The organism is Sinomonas sp. RB5, from assembly GCF_054063535.1.
This window is the reverse complement of the sequence record NZ_JBSSGJ010000004.1, coordinates 217596-240704: the sequence shown is the minus strand read 5'-3', so window position 1 is coordinate 240704 and position 23109 is coordinate 217596. Positions and strand designations below refer to the sequence as shown.

At 73.5% G+C, this 23109-nt stretch carries 15 protein-coding genes and 1 tRNA gene; 6 read left to right on the top strand and 10 right to left on the bottom strand.

Going from position 1 to position 23109, the window contains the following annotated elements; genetic code table 11:
* Positions 1–28 precede the first annotated feature (28 nt).
* A complete protein-coding gene (selD, locus tag ACVWWH_RS07350) occupies positions 29–1027 on the bottom strand; it encodes a selenide, water dikinase SelD (RefSeq protein ID WP_457316134.1) in 999 nt (332 codons plus the stop codon).
* A 68-nt stretch (positions 1028–1095) separates the two neighbouring features.
* On the opposite strand from selD, the gene ACVWWH_RS07345 reads away from it, so the two are divergent.
* The 5 genes from ACVWWH_RS07345 (at position 1096) to ACVWWH_RS07325 (ending at position 6413) form a co-directional block, all read left to right on the top strand.
* A tRNA-Sec gene (locus tag ACVWWH_RS07345) sits at positions 1096–1190 on the top strand.
* A 37-nt stretch (positions 1191–1227) separates the two neighbouring features.
* Complete coding sequence (selA, locus tag ACVWWH_RS07340; RefSeq protein WP_066497044.1) at positions 1228–2559, top strand: L-seryl-tRNA(Sec) selenium transferase; 1332 nt, start codon at positions 1228–1230, stop codon at positions 2557–2559.
* Positions 2560–2562: 3 nt separating this feature from the next.
* The gene (selB, locus tag ACVWWH_RS07335) at positions 2563–4359 is read left to right on the top strand and encodes a selenocysteine-specific translation elongation factor (protein WP_066497046.1); all 1797 of its coding nucleotides are present in this window, start codon (positions 2563–2565) and stop codon (positions 4357–4359) included.
* A gap of 116 nt (positions 4360–4475) precedes the next feature.
* Entirely contained in the window at positions 4476–4976 is a 501-nt protein-coding gene (locus ACVWWH_RS07330; RefSeq protein WP_066497047.1) for a hemerythrin domain-containing protein, read from the top strand.
* 132 nt (positions 4977–5108) lie between these two features.
* On the top strand, positions 5109–6413 hold the full coding sequence (locus ACVWWH_RS07325; RefSeq protein WP_457316114.1) for a benzoate/H(+) symporter BenE family transporter: 1305 nt from the start codon (positions 5109–5111) through the stop codon (positions 6411–6413).
* Here ACVWWH_RS07325 and ACVWWH_RS07320 read toward each other — a convergent pair.
* The 3 genes from ACVWWH_RS07320 to ACVWWH_RS07310 are packed head-to-tail and all read right to left on the bottom strand — an operon-like array spanning position 6379 to position 11746.
* A complete protein-coding gene (locus ACVWWH_RS07320) occupies positions 6379–7944 on the bottom strand; it encodes an FAD-dependent oxidoreductase (protein WP_457316113.1) in 1566 nt (521 codons plus the stop codon). The genes ACVWWH_RS07325 and ACVWWH_RS07320 overlap by 35 nt on opposite strands.
* Complete coding sequence (locus tag ACVWWH_RS07315) at positions 7941–10292, bottom strand: molybdopterin oxidoreductase family protein (RefSeq protein ID WP_457316112.1); 2352 nt, start codon at positions 10290–10292, stop codon at positions 7941–7943. Before ACVWWH_RS07315 ends, ACVWWH_RS07320 begins: the two co-directional genes overlap by 4 nt.
* Positions 10289–11746, bottom strand: coding sequence for an MFS transporter (locus ACVWWH_RS07310; protein ID WP_447421614.1), 1458 nt, complete (start codon positions 11744–11746; stop codon positions 10289–10291). Before ACVWWH_RS07310 ends, ACVWWH_RS07315 begins: the two co-directional genes overlap by 4 nt.
* A 291-nt stretch (positions 11747–12037) precedes the next feature.
* Between ACVWWH_RS07310 and ACVWWH_RS07305 the strand changes: the two genes are divergently transcribed.
* Positions 12038–13444, top strand: a complete 1407-nt coding sequence (locus ACVWWH_RS07305; RefSeq protein ID WP_066497052.1) for an MFS transporter — start codon at positions 12038–12040, stop codon at positions 13442–13444.
* Between the two features lie 121 nt (positions 13445–13565).
* On the opposite strand, the gene ACVWWH_RS07300 is transcribed toward ACVWWH_RS07305, so the two are convergent.
* The 6 genes from ACVWWH_RS07300 to ACVWWH_RS07275 form a co-directional block, all read right to left on the bottom strand.
* Complete coding sequence (locus tag ACVWWH_RS07300; RefSeq protein WP_457316111.1) at positions 13566–15353, bottom strand: acetyl/propionyl/methylcrotonyl-CoA carboxylase subunit alpha; 1788 nt, start codon at positions 15351–15353, stop codon at positions 13566–13568.
* 111 nt (positions 15354–15464) lie between these two features.
* Positions 15465–16160 (bottom strand): Maf family protein, encoded by a 696-nt coding sequence (locus ACVWWH_RS07295; RefSeq protein WP_066497056.1) that lies wholly within the window; start codon positions 16158–16160, stop codon positions 15465–15467.
* Positions 16161–16261: 101 nt separating this feature from the next.
* Complete coding sequence (locus ACVWWH_RS07290) at positions 16262–18877, bottom strand: MMPL family transporter (RefSeq protein ID WP_457316110.1); 2616 nt, start codon at positions 18875–18877, stop codon at positions 16262–16264.
* Between the two features lie 72 nt (positions 18878–18949).
* Entirely contained in the window at positions 18950–19564 is a 615-nt protein-coding gene (locus ACVWWH_RS07285) for a TetR/AcrR family transcriptional regulator (RefSeq protein ID WP_066497060.1), read from the bottom strand.
* A gap of 161 nt (positions 19565–19725) precedes the next feature.
* Positions 19726–21129: a dicarboxylate/amino acid:cation symporter gene (locus ACVWWH_RS07280; RefSeq protein ID WP_066497062.1), complete on the bottom strand. Its 1404-nt coding sequence runs from the start codon at positions 21127–21129 to the stop codon at positions 19726–19728.
* Positions 21130–21290: 161 nt separating this feature from the next.
* Complete coding sequence (locus ACVWWH_RS07275) at positions 21291–23012, bottom strand: DUF885 domain-containing protein (RefSeq protein WP_066497063.1); 1722 nt, start codon at positions 23010–23012, stop codon at positions 21291–21293.
* Between the last annotated feature and the right edge of the window lie 97 nt (positions 23013–23109).

Below are 23109 nucleotides of genomic sequence, written 5' to 3'. Positions count from 1 at the left end.
CACGGCCGGCTGAGGCCCGGGCCGAGGCCTAGCGGATCTCGATGCCTGCGCCCACGGTGGTGTGCCCGATCACCGGGTGCCCGGGCACTTCGCCCACCACCAGCAGCCCACCGGACGTCTGTGCGTCGGCCAGCAGGAGCAGGTCGTCCTCGGTGATCCGGGAGGCGGTCCGGATCTGCGGCCGCACCCAGTCGAGGTTTCGCCGGGTCCCGCCCGAGACGAATCCGTCCCGCAGCGCCTGACGCGCCCCCTCGATGAGCGGCACCGCGTCCAGGTCGATCACCGCGCCCACGGTGGAGGCGCGGCACATCTTGTACAGGTGCCCCAGCAGACCGAAGCCCGTCACATCCGTGGCAGCCCGGACGCCGGCCGCGACCGCGTCCCGGGCCGCGTCGCGGTTGAGGCTCGCCATCGTCGCCACCGCTTCGGCGAACACCTCGCCGGTCTGCTTGTGCCGGTTGTTGAGAAGGCCGACGCCGATCGGCTTGGTCAGCGTGATCGGCAGCCCCGGCTCGGCGGCGTCATTGCGCAGCAGCCGGTCCGGGGGAGCGACACCGGTGACCGCCATGCCGTACTTCGGCTCCGGATCATCGATGGAATGGCCGCCGATCACCGGGCAGCCTGCCTCCGCGGCGACGCTCAGACCACCGCGGAGGACCTCGGCCATCAGCTCTGCCGGCAGGACGCCGCGGGGCCAGCCCACGAGGTTGACCGCCATGATCGGCCGCCCTCCCATCGCGTAGATGTCGGAGAGGGCGTTGGCCGCCGCGATGCGGCCCCAGTCGAAGGCGTCGTCGACGACCGGGGTGAAGAAGTCGGCGGTCGAGAGCACGGCGAGGTCATCGCGCACCAGGACGGCCGCGGCGTCGTCGCCGCTGTCCAGGCCGACCAGCACGTCCGCACCCGGCTGGCCGACGAGGCTGCGGACCACGTCTTCGAGCTCTCCGGGCGGGATCTTGCAGGCGCAGCCGCCACCGTGGGCGTAGCCGGTCAGCCGGGGCGTGCCGGCCGCGCCGCCGTCGAGCAGCGGCAGGGACGTGGGGGCCTCATTCACCCGGCCAGCCTACCCCCGGGGCGCCTGCTACATTGGGGTGCGGTGGCGTCCGGGTCCTGGTGGGCCCCCCGGTCTTCAAAACCGGTGAGGCCGAGCATCTCGGCCTGGCGGGTTCGATTCCCGTCCGCCACCGCCAACCAGCGGCAGCCGATGCCGCGTCACGAGGAGGGGCTGTGGACCACGTCGATCCCCGGCGCCTGATACCCCGCACGAACGACCTGCTGGCGCTGCCGGCCGTCCGCGAGGCCCGCAGCCGGCTCAGCGAGCCGGTGGTCCGCGACCTCGTCCGCGACGCCCAGGAGAAGGCGCGGCGCGGCGACATCGCCCCGGGACAGGTGGAACCAGCCGTGCTCGCAGCCGTCGCCGCCCGCAGCGCGACCACCCTGCGGCCGGTCCTGAACGCGACGGGCGTCATCGTCCACACCAACCTCGGCCGGGCCCCCCTGTCCGCCGCTGCCGTCGACGCCCTCGTCGCAGCCAGCGGCTACGTCGATGTCGAGCTGAACCTCGCCGACGGCCGGCGCTCGCGGCGCGGCGCCGGCGCCCGGGCTGCCCTGCTCGCCGCCTGTCCCGCCGCCGAGGACGCCCTGGTGGTCAACAACGGCGCCGCGGCGCTGGTCCTTGCCACCACGGCCCTCGCCGCCGGCCGGGAAGTGGTGGTGAGCCGGGGCGAGCTGGTGGAGATCGGCGCAGGCTTCCGGCTCCCGGACCTGATCGAGTCGACCGGCGCCGTGCTCCACGAGGTGGGCACGACCAACCGGACGCACCTGCGCGACTACGCCGACGCCCTCGGACCCGCCACGGGCTGTGTCCTCAAGGTCCACCCGAGCAACTTCCGGGTCGAGGGATTCACCTCCGCCGTCGGCCTCGAAGAGCTGAAGTCGTTGACGGCCGCGGACGGGATACCGCTCGTGGCCGACCTGGGCAGCGGGCTGCTGGCCCCCGACCCGCACCTGCCGCATGAGCCCGACGCGGCCACCGCGCTGGCCAGCGGGGCCGACGTCGTCATCGCCAGCGGCGACAAGCTGCTCGGCGGCCCCCAGGCGGGGCTGCTCCTGGGCCGCAGGGACATCATCGAGCGGCTGTCCCGCCACCCCCTCGCCCGGGCCGTCCGCGCCGACAAGCTCTCCCTCGCCGCCCTGGAGGCGACCGTCGCTGGCGGGGCGCCCCCGGTCGTCCAGGCGCTGCACGCCGACATCGGAACGCTGCAGCGCCGCACCGAGAGGCTCGCCGCAGCCCTCGGAGTGCCTGTCGTGGCGCACGCCGGCCGGGTCGGGGGCGGCGGCGCCCCCGGCTTCGCACTGCCCGGCTGGGCGCTCCGGCTTCCTGAGGGACTCGCGGGCCTCCTGCGCACCGGCGACCCCGCCGTGCTGCCGCGCGTCCACAGCGGCTCCTGCCTGCTCGACCTGCGGTGCGTCCCCGAGGGCGACGACGATCGGATCCTCGAGGCGGTGCGGAAGGCCCTGGCAGCCCTCGGCGCCGCGGACGCAGGCGCGGCGGGCTGAGACGTGCACGTCGTCGCCACGGCCGGACACGTCGACTCCGGCAAGAGCACCTTGGTGCGCGCCCTGACCGGCATGGAGCCGGACCGCTGGGAGGAAGAACGCCGCCGTGGGCTGACCATTGACCTCGGCTACGCCTGGACCGCCCTGCCGTCCGGGCTGGATGTCGCCTTCGTGGACGTCCCCGGGCATGAACGCTTCCTCGGCAACATGCTGGCCGGGATCGGGCCGGCGCCCGTGGTCTGCTTCGTCGTCGCCGCCGACGAGGGCTGGCAGGCGCAGTCCGACGATCACCGGGACGCCGTCGCCGCGCTGGGCATCGAGCACGGGATCCTGGTCCTCAGCCGGGCGGACCGCGCGTCCGACCAGCGGATCGGCGACGTGCTCGCACGGGCCCGGACGGAGCTGGCCGGGACCGGCCTGCGGGACGCCCCCGCGGTGACGGTGTCCGCCGTCGAGGGCGCCGGCCTGGCCGAACTCCGGACCGCCCTCGATGGCGTGCTGGCCGGCGTCCCGGCACCGAGCACGTCCGGCCGGGTCCGGCTGTGGGTGGACCGGTCCTTCACCATCACCGGTTCGGGCACCGTGGTGACCGGAACACTGGGTGCGGGAACGCTGGCCCAGGGCGACCGGCTCCAGCTGCTCGGGCACGCCGGTCCGCGGGCCGTCGCCGTGCGCGGCCTCCAGAGCCGCGACACCTCATGCACCTCGGTAGGGCCAGTCAGCCGGGTGGCGCTGAATCTGCGCGACATCGCTGCCGCGGACATCCGCCGAGGGGACGCACTCGTGACGCCGGACGCGTGGCCCACCACCGGGGTGCTGGGCATCCAGCGGAGCACGGGCGTGGCCTACACCGACGTGCCGGAGCAGCTCATGGTGCACGTCGGCACCGCCTCCGTGCCGGCGCGGCTGCGTCCCTTCGGCCCCGACCACGCCCGGCTCGTCCTCGACAGGCGCCTGCCGCTCGTGCTGGGGGACCGCCTGGTGCTGCGTGATCCGGGGAGCCGCTCGGTGCTGGGCGGCGCCCGGGTCCTCGACGCCGACCCCCCGGCCCTGCGGCGGCGCGGTGACGGCGCCCAGTGGGCGCAGCGGCTCGCGGGCATGGATCCGGCAGGGGATGTGCTGGGCGAAGTGGCGGCCCGCGGAGCGGTGGAGGCACAGCATCTCCGTCGGCTCGGGCTGCTGGCCGACGACGACGCCGAGGCGCCCTCGGGCGTGGAGGTCCTCGGCGGCTGGTGGGTGCATGCTCCCGTGCTCCACGCGTGGCAGCAGCGGCTCCGCACCGCGGTCGAGGCGCTGCAGGATCGGGATCCCCTGGCGCCGGGCCTGTCCATGGGCGCGGCCCGCGACCTGCTCGCGCTGCCCGATGAGAGGCTGCTCCCGCCGGTCGTCCACGGGGCGGGCCTGGAGCAGGACGGCGGGCACCTCCGGCTGCCCGGGAGCGACCGCAACCTCGGCGCAGCCGAAGCGGCCATCGCCGAGCTGGAGCGCCGACTGGCGGCCCAGGCGTTCAGCGCACCTGAAGCGGACGAGCTGGCCGCGCTGGGCCTCGGCGTCCGGGAGCTTGCTGCCGCCGAGCGTGCCGGCCGCGTGCTGCGGCTGCGCGACGGGGTGGTCCTCCTGCCCACGGCTCCCGCCATGGCGATGCGCACCCTGGCGCGGCTGGAACAGCCCTTCACCACGAGCCAGGCACGCCAGGCGCTCGGCACCACGCGCCGGACCGCGATTCCGCTCCTCGAGCACCTCGATGCGCGCGGCTGGACCCGGCGCCTGGATGCCGGTCACCGCACGGTGGTCCGCTGACCCGGAGGACCCGGGTCCGGGCCGCGGTCCCAGCTGCCCCTCCGTCGAAAGGGCCGGCGAGGTCCCGGAGTCCTTCGGCCCTTGAGCCGGCGCGGGCCGCGGCGGACCATGGCCGCATGGCACACGACAACGCCCCTGCCCATCAGCACCGGGCCTTTTCAGACGACCGCGAGGCGCTCAGCGCCATCGAGGAGCACCACGGGCAGATGCTCCGGCGCGGCAGCGCGCTCGCCGACGCGCTCGTCGCGGCCGTCGCCGCGGGCGACGCCGGCGCAGCCTACGACGAGAAGGCCAACCTCGTCGGGTGGTGCGAGGACGAGCTCATCCCGCACGCCGTGGCCGAGGAGGGCCCGCTCTACGGGCAGGCCCGCCAGACGGCGGAGGCGCACCTCCTCGTGGAAGGGATGCTCCTGGACCACCAGACGATCATCGGCCTCGTCGAGGAGCTCCGCGAGGCGGAGGGGGCCCGGGCGGCGGCCCTGGGCACCGCGATTGCCCGGGCGTTCGCCCTGCACCTGAGGAAGGAGAACGAGCTCCTCTTCCCCTTCATCGCCGCGAACCCGGCCCTGTCCCTCGCCGAGGCGGTCGCAGGCCTCGAGGCACTGGTCGGGGAGTAGCCCGCGGTGAGCCGGGCGCCGGCCCGTGGACCGGGCTGAGTCCATTCAGATGCGGAGCGTGTGCACTCGGAGGCACGCGTTGCTGTACCGTGTCCGCCGTCACAGGAGATGGGCAGGGTACGAGGAGCGACGATGGCCACGACAGCGGAGGAATCGACCGCGGGGGAATCGACCACGGCACCAGCCGGCTGCCGCGCTGCAGAGGCGGAGGGGAATGCCGGCCCGCGAAGGCCGCCCGTGGCGTCCTTCTCCGCCGTCATGGCAGGCTTCATCGCGGTCGCGGTCTCCTACGCGGGCCCGATGGTCGTGGTCCTCCAGGCGGCCACGGCCGCACATCTGAGCGCGGAGCTGACGGCATCGTGGGTGGGCTCGATCGCGATCGCCAGCGGAGTCACGCGCATCGTGCTGAGCGTGGCCACCCGGCAGCCCGTGGTGGTCGCGTGGTCCGTGCCCGGCGCAGCGCTGCTGCTCACCGCCCTGGGCCGCTACCCGTACTCCGACGCGCTCGGGGCGTACGTCGTCGCAGCCGCCGCGGCGCTCGTGCTCGGGGCGCCCGGATGGTTCGGGAAGATCATGGAGGCCGTGCCGCAGCCGGTCGTGGCCGCTGTGCTGGCCGGTGTCCTGCTCCCCTTCGTGCTCAAGGCGAGCAGCGCTGTCGTGGAGGCGCCCGTCGTGGGCGGCGGTCTCGTCCTCGCCTTCCTGCTCGGCCGCAGGTACCTTCCCCGCTACGCGGTGCTCGCCGCGCTCGCCGCGGGAGCCCTGCTCGCCGCGGCGACGGGCGCAGTGCGGATGCCGAGCCTCACCTGGGACTTCTCCGGCCCCGTATGGACGACGCCGACCTTCGGCCTCCCGGCGGTCGTCGGCATCTCCGTGCCGCTGCTCGTCGTGACGATGGCGGGACAGAACGCCCCGGGCCTGGCGATGATGCGCCAGCTCGGGTACGACGCCGGGCACAGGACCATGATCGGAGGCGCATCGCTCGCCTGGCTGCTCTCGGCTCCCTTCGGCGCCCACGGGATCAACCTTGCAGCCATCACCGCGGGGATCTGCGCGGGCCGCGAGGCCCACGAGGACCCGGCGCGCCGCTACATCGCAGGTGTCTCGTGCGGCGCCTTCTACATCCTGTTCGGCCTCTTCAGCACCACGGCAGTGGCCCTTGTCGCCGCGGTCCCCGGTGCGCTCCTGACGTCCCTGGCGGGGGTCGCGCTCCTCGCCGCGACCCAGGGCGCGATCGTCGATGCCCTCGGGCGGCACGGCGGCGGGGGCAGGGCGACGCCGCACGCGGCCGAGGCCGCCATGGTCACGCTGGCCGTCACGGCGTCCGGGGTGAGCGCACTCGGGATCGTCGCCCCGTTCTGGGGCCTCGTGGCAGGCACCGTGGCGTACGCCGCGCTGGGGATGTTCAGGCGGCAGCGGCCGCGAAGTGCGCCTCGATGAGCTCGCGCAGCCCATCGCGGCAGCCGCCGCAGCCGGTCCCGGCCCTCGTCTTCCGCGAGATGTCCTCGACGGTCGAGCACCCGTTGCCGACCGCCTCCTGCACCTCCCCGCGGCTCACTCCGGCGCACCGGCACAGCGTGGCCTCAGGGCCGGTCCCTGCCGCCGAGGGGCCTCCGGCGAGGGCGGCCTCCGGGCCGTCCAGGCGCAGGATGACGGACCGGTCGGCGGGCAGCTCCGCGCCTGACTCGAACAGCAGTGTGAGCTCCGCCGCCGCCCGGGGCATGCCGAGGGCCACGAAGCCGACGAGCACCCCGGCGCGGGTGGCCATCTTCACGTAGGCCCCGTGCTCCGGGTCCGACCACAGGGAGACCTGCAGCGGCGGGGGCCCGGACTCGCCCGCGGCGTTCTCGAGCGAGAAGGCATCCCACGGGTCTGCAGCCACGGCCCCGGCGAGTGCGAGGTTCACGCCGCGGGCCTTGAGCAGGATGACCGGGGCCCGCTCCGGGCCCAGGGGCGCGGGCGCGGGCTCGCCCAGGAGCTCGCTGCGGAAGCGGGCGGCGAGCCAGTCTGCGTGGCGCCACCCCGGGGCGAGGAGTCCGCTCGGGGCCTTCTCGCCGGGCTGGGCGCAGTCGCCGATCGCGAAGACATGCTCGGTGTGCAGGGCCCGCAGTCCCTCGTCCACGAGGACCCCGGCGCCGACCGCGAGGCCCGCGCCCTCTGCGAGCTCCGTCCTGGGGCGGGCCCCGCACGCGAGGACCAGGAGGTCGCCGTCGATGGCCGAGCCGTCGTCGAGCAGCAGGGCACGGAAGGCCCCCTCGGGGCCGGTCTCGAGGCCGGTCGAGCGTGCGTTGCCGGCGACCCGGACGCCCTGGCGGCGCAGGGCCGCGGCGAGTGTGGCCCCGCCGGCGGCGTCGATCGTGCGGCCGAGCGGCCGGTCCCCGTGGTGGACCACGGTGACGGTGGCGCCCTCCTCGCTCGCCGCGAGTGCCGCCTCGAGGCCGAGCACGCCCCCGCCGAGGACCACGATCCTGCGGCGTCCCTCGACCGCGGAGGCCAGCCGCGCGGCGTCGTGCACGTCGCGGAGCGCCGTGACGCCCGGGGGGAGGACGGGATGCAGCGGGTCCGGGTTGAGCCCCGTGAGGTTGGGCACCACGGCGCGGGCGCCGGTGGCCAGGACCAGCCGGTCGTAGGCGAGCCCGGTGCCGTCGGCGAGACGGACCGCCCGCCGGGACCGGTCCACCCGGGCCACCCGGGTGCCGGTCAGCACGCGCACGCCGTCCCGGGCGAGCTCCTCCGGGTCGGCGAGGGCCATGGCCCCCAGAGCCGTCCGGCCCACGCCGAGGTCCGCGATGAGCACCCGGTTGTAGGCGGGGAGCTCCTCCTCGCCGACCACGGTGAGCTCGAGCGCCCCGGCCGCCACGGCGGGCCGGAGCTCGTCGACGAAGCGCGCGGCGACGGGGCCGAAGCCGACGACGACGATGCGGGGCCGGGCGGGCGCGGAGCCCGCCGGGCACTGGGCCGGGGCAGTCATCGCGAGGCCTCCCTCGGGGGCACGGGGACGGGGACAGGGACCGGGGTGGGCGCGGGCGGCGCGGCCGTGACCGTGGTTCCGGGCTGGGGCGCGTCCCGCGGCAGGGGCGCCACGAGCACGCTCGTGGTCTTGAACTCGGGCATCCCAGAGATCGGGTCGGTGCGCTGCTCGGTCACGCGGTTCGCCGTTGCGGTGCCCGGGAAGTGGAACGGGACGAACACGGTGTCCGGCCGCACCTCGGAGGTCAGCCGTGCTCGGCAGCGCACCTCCGGGGCGCCCGTCCGGGGGCCAGACGCGGTGGGACCGGCGCGGCGGACGGTGACCCACGCGCCGTCGGCAATCCCGAGGCGGGCGGCCGAGGCGGGGTGGATGTCCAGGCTCGCCTCGGGGCGGGCGGCCGCGAGCGAGGCGACCCGCCGGGTCTGCGCCCCGGACTGGTAGTGCTCGAGCAGCCTGCCGGTCGCGAGCTGGAACAGCGATGGATCCCGCGGGGCGGCGGCGCCCGCCTCGGCGCCCGCGGGCGTCCGGGGCCGCACGGGCACGATCCTCGCCCGGCCGTCCGGGTGGGCGAAGCGTTCGAGGAAGAGCCGCGGCGTTCCCGGCGACCCCGCGCCCTCGGGCGCTGCGCTTTCGGGCGCCGCGCCCTCGGGCGCTGCCGGGCACGGCCAGTGCAGCGCCTCTCCGGCGTCCAGCCGCTCGTAGGTGATGCCCGAGTAGTCCGCCGGGCCGCCGGCCGAGGCGGCGCGGAGCTCCTCGAAAACCGCGCGCGGGTCCTCGGGGAAGGCAGACGGCGCGCCGAGCAGGGCCGCGAGCCGGTGCATGATCCACAGCTCGCTGCGGGCCCCGGCAGGCGGCTCGGCGGCGCGGCGCCGCCGGAGCACCCGGCCCTCGAGGTTGGTCATGGTGCCCTCCTCCTCGGCCCACTGGAGCACGGGGAGCACGAGGTCGGCCTCGCGGGCGGTCTCGGAGAGGAAGAAGTCGCAGACCACGAGGAAGTCCAGCGACCGCAGCGCGGCCCGCACGGCCGTCGCATCGGGGGCGGAGACCACGAGGTTCGCCCCGTGCACGAACAGGCAGCGGACGCCGCCGGCGTTCTTCTGTCCGACCGGGTCCTCAGAGGCCGGCTTGCCGAGGGAGGCCAGGAGTTCGACGGCGGGCAGCCCGGGCCCGGGGATGCTCGCCTCGGGCACGCCCCAGACCCGGGCCAGGTGCGCGCGGGCGGCGGGGTCGGTGATCTTGCGGTAGCCCGGGAGCTGGTCGGACTTCTGGCCGTGTTCGCGGCCGCCCTGGCCGTTCCCCTGGCCCGTGAGCGTGCCGTAGCCGCCGCGCGGGGAGCCGGGCAGGCCGAGCAGGAGCGCGAGGTTGATCGCGGCCGTCGCCGTGTCGGTGCCGTCGGCGTGCTGCTCGACGCCCCGGCCCGTGAGGATGTAGCACGAGCCGGTCCGCGCGGAGTGGGCGAGGCGCCGGGCCGTCTCGCGGAGCAGGGTGGCCGGGACCCCCGTGGCCGCCTGCACCCGCTCGGGCCACCACGGCGCGACGGAGCGGGCGAGCGCCTCGGGCCCCTCGCCGGGGGCCGCGGCGGCCACGCGCTCTGCCAGGTAGTCGCGCGCCGCGAGCCCCTCGGCGAGGACCACGTGGGCGAGGCCCAGGAGGAGCACCAGGTCGGTGTGCGGGGCGGGCTGGAGGTGCAGGCCCGCGCCGTCGTCCGTGAGCGCCGCGGTGGCGGAGCGGCGCGGGTCGACGACGATCAGGCCGCCCGCCGCCCGGGCCCCGGCGAGGTGGGCCACGAACGGGGGCATGGTCTCGGCCACGTTCGAGCCGAGCAGGAGCACCGTGTCCGCCCCGGCGAGGTCCGCCACCGGGAAGGGCAGCCCCCGGTCGAGCCCGAAGGCCCGGTTGCCGGCCGCCGCGGCCGAGGACATGCAGAACCGGCCGTTGTAGTCGATCCGTGAGGTTCCGAGGGCGATCCGGGCGAACTTCCCCAGCAGGTAGGCCTTCTCGTTGGTCAGCCCGCCCCCGCCGAAGACGCCCACGGCGTCCTTCCCGTGCCGGGCCTGCGCGCGCCGCACCTCCGCCGCCACCCGTTCGAGGGCGGCGTCCCAGCTCACGGGGCGGAGCCCGCCGTCGTCCGCCCGCATCAGCGGCCCGGTGAGCCGGCCCGGGTGGGCCAGGAGCTCTGCGGAGGTCCACCCCTTCCGGCACAGCCCTCCCCGGTTCGTGGGGAAGTCGCGGCCGGCGACCTCTGGGACGGCGGACGCCGCGCCGGGGGTGCTGAGGCTCATCGCGCACTGCAGCGCGCAGTAGGGGCAGTGGGTCGGGACGGCCGGTCCCGCGGTGGCCTGGCTCATGCGCCCGCCTGGGCCACGAGGGACCCGCGGCGGAGGTAGCAGGCCCAGCACACGGCGAGCATGAGCGCGTAGGCCGCGACGAACCCCAGGAAGGCCGGGACGTAGGATCCCGTGGCGGCGCTTGAGGCGCCCAGCAGCTGGGGGATCACGAAGCCGCCGTAGGCGCCGACCGCGGAGATGAGGCCGAGGGCGGCGGAGGCGAGGCGGGCGGTGTGCGACGCCGGCGCGCCGCCTCGGGCGGCCCGGCTCGCCCTGGCGAAGATCACCGGGATCATGCGGTAGGTGGACCCGTTGCCGATGCCGCTAGCAGCGAACAGCACGAGGAACAGGGCGAGGAAGAGCCAGAAGCTCGCCAGCGGGAGCGTCGCGACGAGGGCAATCGTGGCCGCCGCCATCACCGCGAACGAGGCGACGGTGATCCGCGCCCCGCCGAAGCGGTCCGCGAGCCTGCCGCCGTAGGGGCGGGACAGGGAGCCGACGAGGGGGCCCAGGAACGCGAGGGAGAGCGCGGCCGGCACGCCCGCGGCGCTCACGGTGAAGACCGAGTACGCGGGGAAGATGTCGTGGATGAGCTTCGGGAAGACGCCGCTGAAGCCGATGAACGAGCCGAAGGTGCCGATGTAGAGGAGGGCCACGACCCACAGGTGCGGCTCCTTCAACGCGGCGAGCGAGCCCGCGAGGTCACCCTTGGCATTGGCGAGGTTGTCCATCCGCCCCAGCGCCCCGAACGCGGCGACGAGGACGAGCGGAACCCACATGAGCCCCGCGACGGCGAGCGTCGAGCCGGCCTTGCCCGTGGCGGCGGCTCCGCTGGCCACGAAGGCGGCCAGGCTCACCGCCAGCGGGACGGCGAGCTGGGCGACCGCGGCACCGAGGTTGCCGCCGGCCGCATTCAGACCCAGCGCCCAGCCCTTCTCCCGAGCCGGGAAGAAGAAGGTGATGTTCGCCATCGAACTCGCGAAGTTGCCCCCGCCGACCCCGGCCAGCCCCGCCACCGTGAGCATGAGCCAGAAGGGTGTCGCGGGGTTGGACACGCACGCCGCGAGGCCGAGCGTGGGGATGAGGAGCAGGAGCGCGGAGACGACCGTCCAGTTGCGTCCGCCGAAGCGGGACACCGTGAACGTGTAGGGGATGCGGAGCGTGGCGCCGACCAGGCTCGGCATCGAGATGAGCCAGAACGTCTGGGAGGTGTCGAAGCGGAATCCGGCCGCGGGCAGCGAGACCACCACGATGGACCACAGCTGCCAGACGACGAAGCCGAGGAACTCGGCGAGGATGGACCAGCGCAGGTTCCTGCGGGCCACCGCCCGCCCCTCCGACTCCCACTGGGCCGTGTCCTCGGGGTTCCAGTGCTCGATCCAGCGCCCGCGGCGGACATCGAGCCGGAGGCTCTGGGGTGCCGGGCTCTGGACTCCCGGCGCCGGGGCGGGCGTGGTGGTCGATTCGGTGCTCATGGGTCCTCCTGAGACGGGGGAGTGGGCTTCTCTGGATCGCCTTCCACGCTAGGAACGCGGCGTTTCGGCCAGCATCCAGGGCCGTTAACACGCCGTGACATCTCCCTCTCACCGGTCGCGGCGCCGCCGTGAGTTCCGGAAGGGGCCAGAAGGTATCCGGGAACGCGGACTCGGTTCCGTCTCGCGATGTGGACCGCTTGTCCGTTGGGTGGACGGCGCGGGCATAGGATGGCTTGTACTCAATCCCAGGACCGGAAGTCAATCCTCGGTCCAGCATGTGAAAGCGATGCCATGTCCACCACATCTGCGGTGACGGAGCCCTCGGCCGCACAGTCGGCCAACACGAAGGGCCGAGTCATCTTCTCGAGCCTCATCGGCACGACCATCGAGTTCTTCGACTTCTACGCGTACGCGACGGCGTCCGTGCTCGTGTTCCCGAAGCTCTTCTTCCCGAACGCCACCGACATCAACGCCATCCTGTCCTCGTTCGCGATCTTCGGCGTCGCATTCGTCGCGCGCCCGGTCGGCTCGATCGTGTTCGGCCACTTCGGCGACAAGCTCGGGCGCAAGGGCACCCTCGTCGCATCGCTGGTCACGATGGGCCTCGCGACCTTCCTCATCGGCCTCCTCCCGCCGGCGACGACGCCCGGCTGGGTGGTGCTCGCCCCGCTGCTGCTCGTGGTGTTCCGCTTCCTCCAGGGGCTCGCCCTCGGCGGCGAATGGTCCGGGGCGGCGCTCCTGGCCACCGAGAACGCCCCCGCGAACAAGCGCGCCGTGTGGGGCACCTTCCCGCAGCTCGGCGCCCCGATCGGCTTCATCATCGCCAACGTCATGTACGTGGTCATGAACAGCTTCCTCACCGCGAAGCAGTTCGAGGACTTCGGCTGGCGCATCCCCTTCCTGTTCAGCATCATCATGGTCGCGATCGGCCTCTACGTGCGCCTCAAGCTGGTCGAGAGCACCTCGTTCAAGAAGGTTCTCGAGGAGGAGAAGGTCGCCAAGGTCCCGCTCGCGGCGACGTTCCGCCACCACTGGCGCGCGGTCATCGCCGGCACGTTCATCATGCTGGCGACGTACGTGCTCTTCTACCTGACCACGAGCTTCACGCTCACCTACGGCACGGCGACGGACAAGGTCGAGGTGGCCCGCGCCGCCGCCCAGAAGGCCGGCAAGCCGTTCGACGCGTCCGCGTTCGTCCCCGGCCTCGGGATCGACCGCGGCCTGTTCCTGTGGATGCTCATCATCGGCGTCGTGTTCTTCGGCATCTTCACCGTGGTCTCCGGGCCGCTCGCGGAGAAGTATGGCCGCCGCCGGTTCCTGCTCTGGGTCACCGGCCTCATCTTCGCCTTCGGCCTGGCCTGGGGCCTCATGTTCGGGCCCGGCACCGGCGCCGCGATGGTCGGGCTGATCGTGGGCTTCACCCTCATGGGCGCGACGTTCGGGCCGATGGCCGCGATCCTGCCCGAGCTCTTCCCCGCCAACGTCCGCTACACGGGTTCCGCGATCGCGTACAACCTCTCCTCGGTCCTCGGTGCGGCGCCGGCCTCGTTCGTCGCGATCGCCCTGTGGCAGTTCGGCAAGGGCAGCACGGTGTGGGTCGGCGTGTACCTGGCACTCGCCGCCGTCCTGACGTTCGTGGCGCTCCTGCTGACCAAGGAGACCCGCGACGCCGAGTTCGAGGACAACGTCTCGGCCTAGAGACCTGACCCCGGGTCCCGAAAGACGTGACCCCGCGTCCAGGAAAGGTGACCCCGCGTTGGAATTCCAGCGCGGGGTCACCTCTTGGGCGACGCGGGGTCATGTCTCTCGCGACGCGGGGTCAGTCCTCGATCGTGGCGATGACCGCGCCCGCGCCGACCGTCTGCCCCGGCTCCGCGGTGAGCCCGCGGACGGTGCCGGCCTTGTGCGCGGTGAGCGGCTGCTCCATCTTCATGGCCTCGAGCACGACGACGAGATCGCCTTCCGCGACCACGTCGCCGTCCGCGACGGCCACCTTGACGATCGTGCCCTGCATCGGGGCGGTGAGCGCGTCGCCGCCGGCCGCGGTGGCCGCGGAGCCGCGCGCCGTGCGGGCCTTCTTCTTGGGCTTGGCCGCCCGCCCGGTGCCGAGGGACAGCGAGCCCGGGATCGTCACCTCGAGCCGCTTGCCGCCCACCTCGACGACGACGCTCTGCCGCGCCCCGTCGTCGTCCGCGCCGTCAGCGGCAGCCGGACCACCGGCGTACGGCGGGATGGTGTTGTCGAACTCCGTCTCGATCCAGCGGGTGTGGATGGAGAACGGGCCCTCCTCGGGCGCGAACGCGGGATCGCGCACCACGGCGGCGTGGAACGGCACGACCGTGGGCATGCCGGTGATGACCAGCTCGTCGAGGGCCCGGCGCGCCCGCTGGAGCGCCTGGGCGCGGCTGGAGCCGGAGACGATGAGCTTGGCGAGCATGGAGTCGAAGTTGCCGGAGATGACCTCGCCGGCCTCGATGCCCGAGTCGACGCGCACGCCCGGGCCCGTCGGGTAGCGCAGCGTCTCGACGGTCCCGGGGGCGGGCATGAAGCCGCGGCCCGGGTCCTCGCCGTTGATGCGGAACTCGAACGAGTGGCCGCGGACCTCGGGGTCGTCGTAGCCGAGTTCCTCGCCGCGGGCGAGCCGGAACTGCTCGCGCACGAGGTCCAGGCCCGTGACCTCCTCGGACACGCAGTGCTCGACCTGGAGGCGGGTGTTGACCTCGAGGAAGCTGATGGTCCCGTCCTGGCCCACGAGGAACTCGCACGTCCCCGCGCCGAGGTAGCCGGCCTCCTTGAGGATGGCCTTCGAGGACTCGTACAGGCGCTTGGTCTGCTCCTCGCTCAGGAACGGCGCCGGCGCCTCCTCCACGAGCTTCTGGTTGCGGCGCTGCAGCGAGCAGTCGCGGGTCGAGACGACGACCACGTGACCCGTCGAGTCTGCGAGGCACTGCGTCTCGACGTGGCGCGGGGCGTCCAGGAAGCGCTCGATGAAGCACTCGCCGCGGCCGAACGCCGCGGTCGCCTCGCGCACGGCGGACTCGAACAGCTCGGGGATCTCCTCGAGCGTGCGCGCCACCTTGATGCCGCGGCCGCCGCCGCCGTAGGCGGCCTTGATGGCGACGGGCAGGCCGAACTCCCGGGCGAACGCGAGGACCTCGTCCGCTGATTCGACCGGGTCCGCCGTGCCGGGGACCAGCGGGGCGCCGACCTTCTCGGCGATGTGGCGCGCGCGCACCTTGTCGCCGAGCGCGGCGATGGCATCGGGGGAGGGACCGATCCACGTCAGGCCCGCGTCGATGACGCGCTGGGCGAAGTGGGCGTTCTCCGACAGGAAGCCGTAGCCGGGGTGGACGGCGTCGGCCCCGGAAGCGCGGGCGGCGTCGAGGATCTTGTCCATCACGAGGTAGGACTCGGCCGCGGTGGTGCCGCCCAGCGCGAAGGCCTCGTCCGCGAGGCGCACGTGCAGGGCGTCCCGGTCGGGGTCGGCGTAGACGGCGACCGAGGCGATGCCCTCGTCGCGGGCCGCGCGGATGACGCGGACGGCGATCTCGCCGCGGTTGGCGACGAGCACCTTCGTGATGGGCTTGGTGGCAGCGCTGAGGGACAAGGCATCTCCGTTCTGTACTGCGGGAAGCCTAGCGCCGACTTGGTGGAATCGCCCATATTGGTGGCGGATTCCGTGCGTAGCGGGCCGATCCTTTGTAGGGGACCTACAAAGTCAGCGGTCGACGGCGGCCGCCCACCAATCCGTGAGGCGCACCCCCGCGCTGGCCAGGAGGGCGCGCAGGGTCGAGACGGACAGGCCCACCACGGCGTGCGGGTCGCCGTCCACCCGGGACAGGAACGCGCCGCCGAGACCGTCGATCGTGAACGAGCCGGCGCAGTGGAGCGGCTCGCCCGTCGCCACGTAGGCCTCGATCTCCTCGGGGCGCATCTCGGCGAACTCCACGCCCGCCGAGGCGAGCTCGCCGCGCCCGGGCCACGCGCCGCCGTCGTGCGCCCCGGAGTCGCCGCGGGCGGGCGTGTGCTCGGTGCGGCAGTCGATGAGCCAGTGGCCGGTGTGCAGGACGCCCGCGCGGCCGCTCATGGCCGCGAGCCGCTCGCGGGCCACCTCGGCGGTGTAGGGCTTGCCGAGGGCCTGGCCGTCGAGCTCGAAGACCGAGTCGCAGCCGAGCACGAGGGTGCCCGCGGCCGCGGGCAGGGCGGCGACGGCCTCGGCCTTGGCGCGCGCCAGGAGCAGCGCGGTGTCAGCAGGGGTTGCCTCGGGGTGCCCCGCGGCCACGGCGACCTCGTCCACGTCGGAGACGAGGATCCGGTGCGGGACGCCGGCCTCCTCGAGGAGCTTGGTCCGGGCGGGGGACTTGGACGCGAGGATGAGCGTGGGCGGGGCCGGTGGAGCTGTGTGGACGGTCACGACGCACAGCCTATCCCTGCCGCGCGGGCCGCCCGGGCGTCCGGGAACGCAGGACGGCCCCGGCACGGGACGCGTGCAGGGGCCGCCGCGGCCGGGTGCGGTCAGCGGGCCACGGGTTCGGGCTCGCCCTCGTCGCTGCGCTCCGGTGCCGCCACGCGCTCGAGCTTGGCGCCCTCGATGTCCAGGTCCGGCAGGATCCGCGCGAGCCAGCGCGGCAGCCACCAGGCCGCGGTGCCGAGGAGGCGCATGACGGCGGGCACGAGGGTCATGCGGACCACGAACGCGTCCAGCAGCACGCCGAGCGCGAGCCCGAAGCCGAGCGGCCGGACCATCGTCAGGTGGCTGAAGATGAAGCCCGCGAACACGCTGACCATGATGATTGCGGCGGCGGTGATCACCCGTGCGGCGTGGTGGAAGCCGGTCCGGACGGCCAGGTGCGCCTCGACGCCGTGGGCGTAGGACTCGCGGATGCCGGAGGTGATGAAGACCTGGTAGTCCATCGCGAGGCCGAACAGGATGCCGATGAGCAGGATGGGCATGAAGCTCAGGACCGCCCCCGGGTGGGTGACGTCGAAGACCGGGCCGAGCCAGCCCCACTGGTACACGGCGACGACCGCGCCGAACGCGGCGCCGAGCGAGAGCAGGAACCCGCCGGTGGCCAGCAGCGGCACGAGGAGCGAGCGGAACACGAGCAGGAGCAGGATGAAGGACAGCCCCACGACGATCGTCAGGTACGGCGGCAGGGCGTCGGCGAGCTTGGAGGAGACGTCCACGTTGGCCGCCGTCTGCCCCGTGAGGCCGATCGTCACGCCCGTGCTCGCCTGGATGTCGGCGCCCTTGGCGCGCAGGTCGTGGACCACCTGGACGGTGCTCGCGCTCGCCGGCCCCTCCTTCGGGATCACCTGGAAGACCGCGATCCGGCGGTCCGGGCTGACCGTGCCGGGCACGGCCGCGACCACGCCGGGGACCGAGCGGAGCTGGTCGGCGACGTCGTACTCCTTGGCCTGGACGGCGCTCGCGTCGAGGCCGGGCGGGAGGTCGCCGACCACGATGATGGGCCCGGTCATGCCCCCGCCGAAGTACTTCCCCGTGGCGTCGTAGGCCTTGAACGCGGTCGAGTCCACCGGCTCCGAGCCGCCGTCTGGGAGGGCGAGCCGCAGCTGCGCCGCGGGGACCGCGAGGACCGCGAGCAGCACGACAGCGCCCAGCACCGAGACCCACGGGTGCCGGGTGACCCAGGCGCCCCAGCCGCGGTTCGCCTTCTCGAGGTCCGTCCGCGCCTCCTCCTCGGCGTGGCCCGCCTTCGCGTTCTCCGCGAGGGCCTTGGCCCAGCGCCGCCGGGAGATGATCCGCCGGCCCGCGAATCCGAGCACCGCGGGCAGCAGGGTGACCGCGACCAGCACGGCCACGGCCACGGTCGCGGCGGCGGCGAGGCCCATGACCGCGAGGAACGGCAGGCCGGGCACCACGAGCGCCGCGAGCGCGATCACCACGGTGAGGCCGGCGAACACGACGGCGTTGCCGGACGTGCCGATCGAGAGCGCCACGGACTCGCGCGGGTCCATGCCGCCGAGCAGCTGGGTGCGGTGCCGGTTGACGATGAAGAGCGAGTAGTCGATGCCCACGGCCAGGCCGAGCATGAGCCCCAGCATCGGGGTCACCGAGCTCATCGAGACCACGCTCGTGAGGGCGAACGTGCCGCCCACGCCGACGGCCACACCGATGAGGGCCATGAGCAGGGGCAGGCCTGCGGCCACGAACGTGCCGAGCATGACGAACAGCACGATCGCCGCGACGGCCACGCCGATGCCTTCGGACGTGCCGAAGATCTGCGAGATGTCCTGCGTGAGCTCCTTGCTCGGGTACGCGTTGACGCCCGCCACGCTCGAGGCGATGGACTGGACGTCCTGCCGTAGCGCGGGGGTGAGGGCATCGGTGGACTTGGTGAACTGGATCGAGGCGATGGCCGCCTTGCCGTCGCTGGAGACGAAGCGCAGGCCCTCGGCCGCGGTGGCCTGGCGCTGGGCGAGGGCGAGCTGGGCCTTGGCGTCGGCCAGCTTGGCGGCGCCCTCGTCGGCCTGCTTCTTCCCGGCGTCATACTGCGCCTGCCCGGCCGCGAGCTGCTGGCGGCCGGCATCGAGCTGGGCCTGGGCCGAGGCGGTGGCCTGGGCGATCGCCGCGGCCGGGAGGCCCTGCGCGGCGAGGGCCTTCTTCTGGGCGTCGAGCTGGGCCTGCCCGGCGTCGAGCTGGGCCCGGGTGGCGTCCAGCTTGGCCTTGGCGGCCTCGAGCTGCGGCGCGCCGGCGGCCAGCTTCGCCTCGTTCGCCTGGATCTGGGCCTTGCCGTCCGCGATCTTCGCGGCCGCGCCGTCGAGCTGGGCCTGCGTGGTGAACGGGTCCGTGACGTTCTGGACGCCGTCGAGGCCCTTGATCTTCGCCAGCGCAGCGCTGAGGTCCCTCTTCTGGGAGTCGGTGAAGGCCGCGTCCGGGGACGTGAAGACCACGGTCGCGCTCCCGCCTGCGGCGGAGGGCAGCTCCGCCTTGAGCTTGTCCAGCATGCGCTGGGTCTCGGTGCCCGGGATCTGGAAGTTGTTGGTCATGCTGCCGTGGAACGCCGCGGCGGAGCCTCCGACCGCCGCGACGATGACGAGCCAGGCGGCGAGGACGAGCCAGCGGCGGTCGTAGGCGAACCTGCCGAGGCGGTAGAGGAGCGAAGCCATGGGCCTTACCTATTCAGAGCGGAACGGACGGGTCGGTGGTGCGCGCGCCGCGGAGCGGACCGGCGGGCGGGCTCAGGGCGCGGCGAAGCCGGTCTTGAGGTGGGTGATCGCGGAGGAGAGCAGGCTGCGGAGCCGGGTGAGGGACGACGGCGAGAGGTCGCCTCCCGATTCGGTCATCCACGTCTCGAGGGCCGCCTTGCCGCAGGAGATGATGCTCCCCGCGAGGGCGGCCACGTAGAGGTCGTCGCCGAGTTCGGGGTGGCGCTCCCTGATCGCCGTGCCGATCTTGTCGGCGCAGTCGTCGAAGGCCTGCAGCTGGAAGCGCGTGAGGGGGTCGTGGCCGGCGGCCACGAGGAACGACTGGGCCATCGGCTCGATGAGGTCGTTGTCGGCCATGCCCGTGAGGACGTGGAGCGCGGATTCGAGGATGGGCTCGTCCGCCGGGCGCTCGCGGAGCTTGCCGAGCGCACGGTCGAGGAAGCCGAAGGTCGGGGCGGCGATGGCCTCCTCGACGCTGCCGAAGTAGTTGAAGAACGTCCGGCGGGAGACGCCGGCGGCGTCGGCGAGCTCCTCGGCCGTGAAGCCGCCGAGCCCACGCGACAGGGCGAGGGACAGCCCCGCGGCGATGATCGATTCGCGGGTCGCGGCCTTGTTCAGCTCGCGGCGCGACGAGGGTTCAGCGGTCACCCCATGACACTACGTGCAAGTTTGCACCCCGTGCAAGTTCTGAAGGCTTGTTGGGGCCGGCCGGGTTCTGCTGGCGATACGCAGGACGCCCTGTCGCGGAGGGGACGGCCCGAGGGCGTCTCCTCCGCGACAGGGCGTCTGGCGCGGCGGAAGGCGGGAGGTCAGCGCGCGGCGGCCAGCTCGCCGTCGTGCGCCTGCTCCACCGAGGCGGTGGCGGACTCGTCCTTGAGCGGGTCGCCGTGGCGCGGGGCGTTGTAGAGCGCCTCGTCGAGGATGCCCTGGCGCTTGGCGACGAGGGTCGGCACGAGGGCCTGGCCCGCGACGTTGACCGCGGTGCGGCCCATGTCCAGGATCGGGTCGATGGCCAGGAGCAGGCCCACGCCGGCCAGGGGCAGCCCCAGCGTCGAGAGGGTCAGCGTCAGCATCACGACGGCGCCGGTGGTGCCGGCGGTCGCGGCCGAGCCGAGGACCGAGACGAGCACGATCAGCAGGTACTGGCTGACGTCCAGGTTGATGCCGAAGAACTGGGCGACGAAGATCGCGGCGACCGCCGGGTAGATCGCGGCGCAGCCGTCCATCTTCGTGGTGGCGCCGAGCGGCACGGCGAAGGACGCGTAGCCCTGCGGCACCCCGAGGTTGCGCTCGGCGACGCGCTGGGTGAGCGGGAGCGTGCCGATCGAGGAGCGGGAGACGAACCCGAGCTGGACCGCCGGCCACACGCCGGAGAAGTACTGCTTCACGGACAGGCCGTGCGACTTCACGAGGATCGGGTAGACCACGAACAGGACGAGCACGAGGCCGGCGTAGATGGCCACGGCGAACTTGCCGAGGGCGCCGATGGTGTCCCAGCCGTAGACGGCGACGGCGTTGCCGATGAGGCCGATCGTGCCGAGCGGCGCGAGGCGGATGATCCACCAGAGCACCTTCTGGATGATCTCGAGGGCCGAGCGGGTGAAGGTCAGGAACGGCTCGGCCTTGGCGCCGACCTTGAGCGCGGCGATGCCCACGGCGATCGCGATGACGAGGATCTGCAGGACGTTGAACGACACGGTCGTGGTGACGGCCCCGCCGTCGCCCGCGGTCGAGCTCGCGCCGAGCCCGAGGAAGTTGTGCGGGAAGAGGCCGGTGAGGAACGCCCACCAGTCACCGCTCTTGCCGGTGTACTTCGCCTGCTGGGTGATGCCCGTCCCGGCGCCCGGCTGGAAGACGACGCCCAGGGTGATGCCGATCAGGACCGCGATGAAGGCGGTGATCGCGAACCACAGCAGGGTGTTCCACGCGAGCTTGGCCGCATTGGAGACCTGGCGGAGGTTGGCGATCGAGCTCACCACGGCGGTGAAGATGAGGGGGACCACGGCGGTCTGGAGCAGGCTGACGTAGCTGCTGCCGATGGTCGCGAGAGTGGCGCCGAGGGCGTTCGGGCTGGCCTTCGTGCTGCCCGTGTACTTCGCGAGGAGGCCGAGGACGAGGCCGACGACGAGTGCGGCGATGATCTGCGGGCCGAACGACGTGGCCCACGTCGGGAGGCGGCGCGGGGTGCGCGCGGTGCTGGTTGAGGTGCTCACCCGTCCACGCTAGGGGCGCAGCTTGTACCATACGAAGCTTGTGTTTCTTCAGATGACGCCCAGTGTGACGGCGCGGCCGGGGGTCGAACCCCGCTGTGCCGCGCCGCCACGCCGTTTTGTTACGCTATTCCCTCAGCCCTTGTGGGATATGTCACGTCGCTTCAGGCGGTCAGGGCGCGCCGGAGGGTGTCCAGGCCGACCGATCCGAGGTTCAGGGCGCGCGTGTGGAATTCCTTGAGGTCGAACTCGCGGCCCTGGGCGGCGGCCTCCGCCTCGAGCTCGCCGCGGACCTGTTCCCACAGCCGCTGCCCCACCTTGTAGGAGGGGGCCTGTCCCGGCCACCCGAGGTAGCGGTTGAACTCGAAGTCGAGCTGGCCCTCGGACACGTCCAGGTTCTGCTTCAGGAACCCATAGCCCTTCTCGGCCGTCCAGGTTCCCGTGCCCCAGCGCTCCGGGACCTCGAGCCCGAGGTGGACGCCGATGTCGAAGACCACGCGCGCTGCGCGCATGCGCTGCCCATCGAGCATGCCCATGCGGTCGCCGGGGTCCGCGAGGTAGCCGAGCTCGTCCATGAGCCGCTCGGCGTACAGCGCCCAGCCCTCGCCGTGGCCGGAGACCCAGCAGATGTTGCGGCGCCAGTCGTTGAGCAGCTCGCGGCGGTACACGGCGGTGGCGCACTGGAGGTGGTGGCCCGGGACGCCCTCGTGGTAGACGGTGCTGGTCTCGGCCCACGTGGTGAAGGTGTCCTCGCCCTCCGGGACGGACCACCACATGCGCCCGGGCCGGGAGAAGTCGTCGGACGGCGCCGTGTAGTAGATCCCGCCGTCCTGCGTGGGCGCGATCATGCACTCGAGCTGGTGCATGGGCCCCACGATCTCGAAGTGGGTGCCGGCGAGGTTCGCCACGGCCCGGTCCGAGAGGTCCTGCATCCAGGCCCGCAGCGCGTCGGTGCCCTTGAGCTGCCGGGCCGGGTCCGCGTTGAGGGCGGCCTTCGCCTCGGCGATGCCCGCGCCGGGCTTGATCTGCTCGGCCACCGCCTCCTGCTCGGCGATGATGCGGTCCAGCTCGGCGACGCCCCAGGCGTACGTCTCCTCGAGGTCGACCGTCGCGCCGAGGAACCGGCGTGACTCGAGGGCGTACCGCTCGCGGCCCACGGCGTCCTCCTCGGGCGCCTGGGGGAGGAGCTCGCCCTCGAGGAAGTCCGCGAGCCCGCGGTACGCCGCGGCCGCGGCCGTGCAGCCGTCGGCGAGGGCGGAGACGACCTCGTCCGGCAGCGCGGCGCCACCGTCGAGCCTTGCGTCCGTGGCGAGCCTGGCGAAGAAGCCGGTGCCGTCTGCGCCGTACTTGCGGCACTGGCCGACGACGACGCGCACCTGCCGCGCCGCCGAGACCTTGCCGTCCGCCGCGGCGGCCCGGAGCGAGGCGACGTAGCCCTCGATGGCCGCGGGGACGTTGGCGGCGCGCCCGGCGATGTGGCGCCAGTGCTCGGCCGTGTCGGCGGGCATGAGGTCGAAGACCGCGCGGATCGACTGCGCCGGCGACTCGATGTTGTTCAGCGTCGCGGCCACCCAGCCGCTCGCGTGCCGCTCGGCGTCGAGGCCCAGGCGCTCCCGCATCGCATCGAGGGTGACCTCGTCGATCTCGTCCTCGGGCGTTGCGGCGTCGAGGGCGCTGAGCGTGTCCCGCACGAGCGCGCTGTGCGCGGCGAGGCCCGCGGGCGAGTAGTCCGGGTACTCCGTCTCGTGGCCCGGGTAGCCGAGCTCGGTCGCCAGGGCAGGGTCGAGGTCGAGCAGCCTGCGGGTGAACTCGTCCGCGATGGCGTCGAGGGCGCTGGGCGTGCGGGTGCCGGAGCTGTGCTGGTTCTGGTGAGTGTTCTGCGTCACCCTCACGAGCCTAGCGCGAGGCGCCGACACGTGAAAGAACCCGTGCACATCTTCCGCCTGTGCCCTGGGCGAGGAGTCACGTACGCACCGTTCAGGA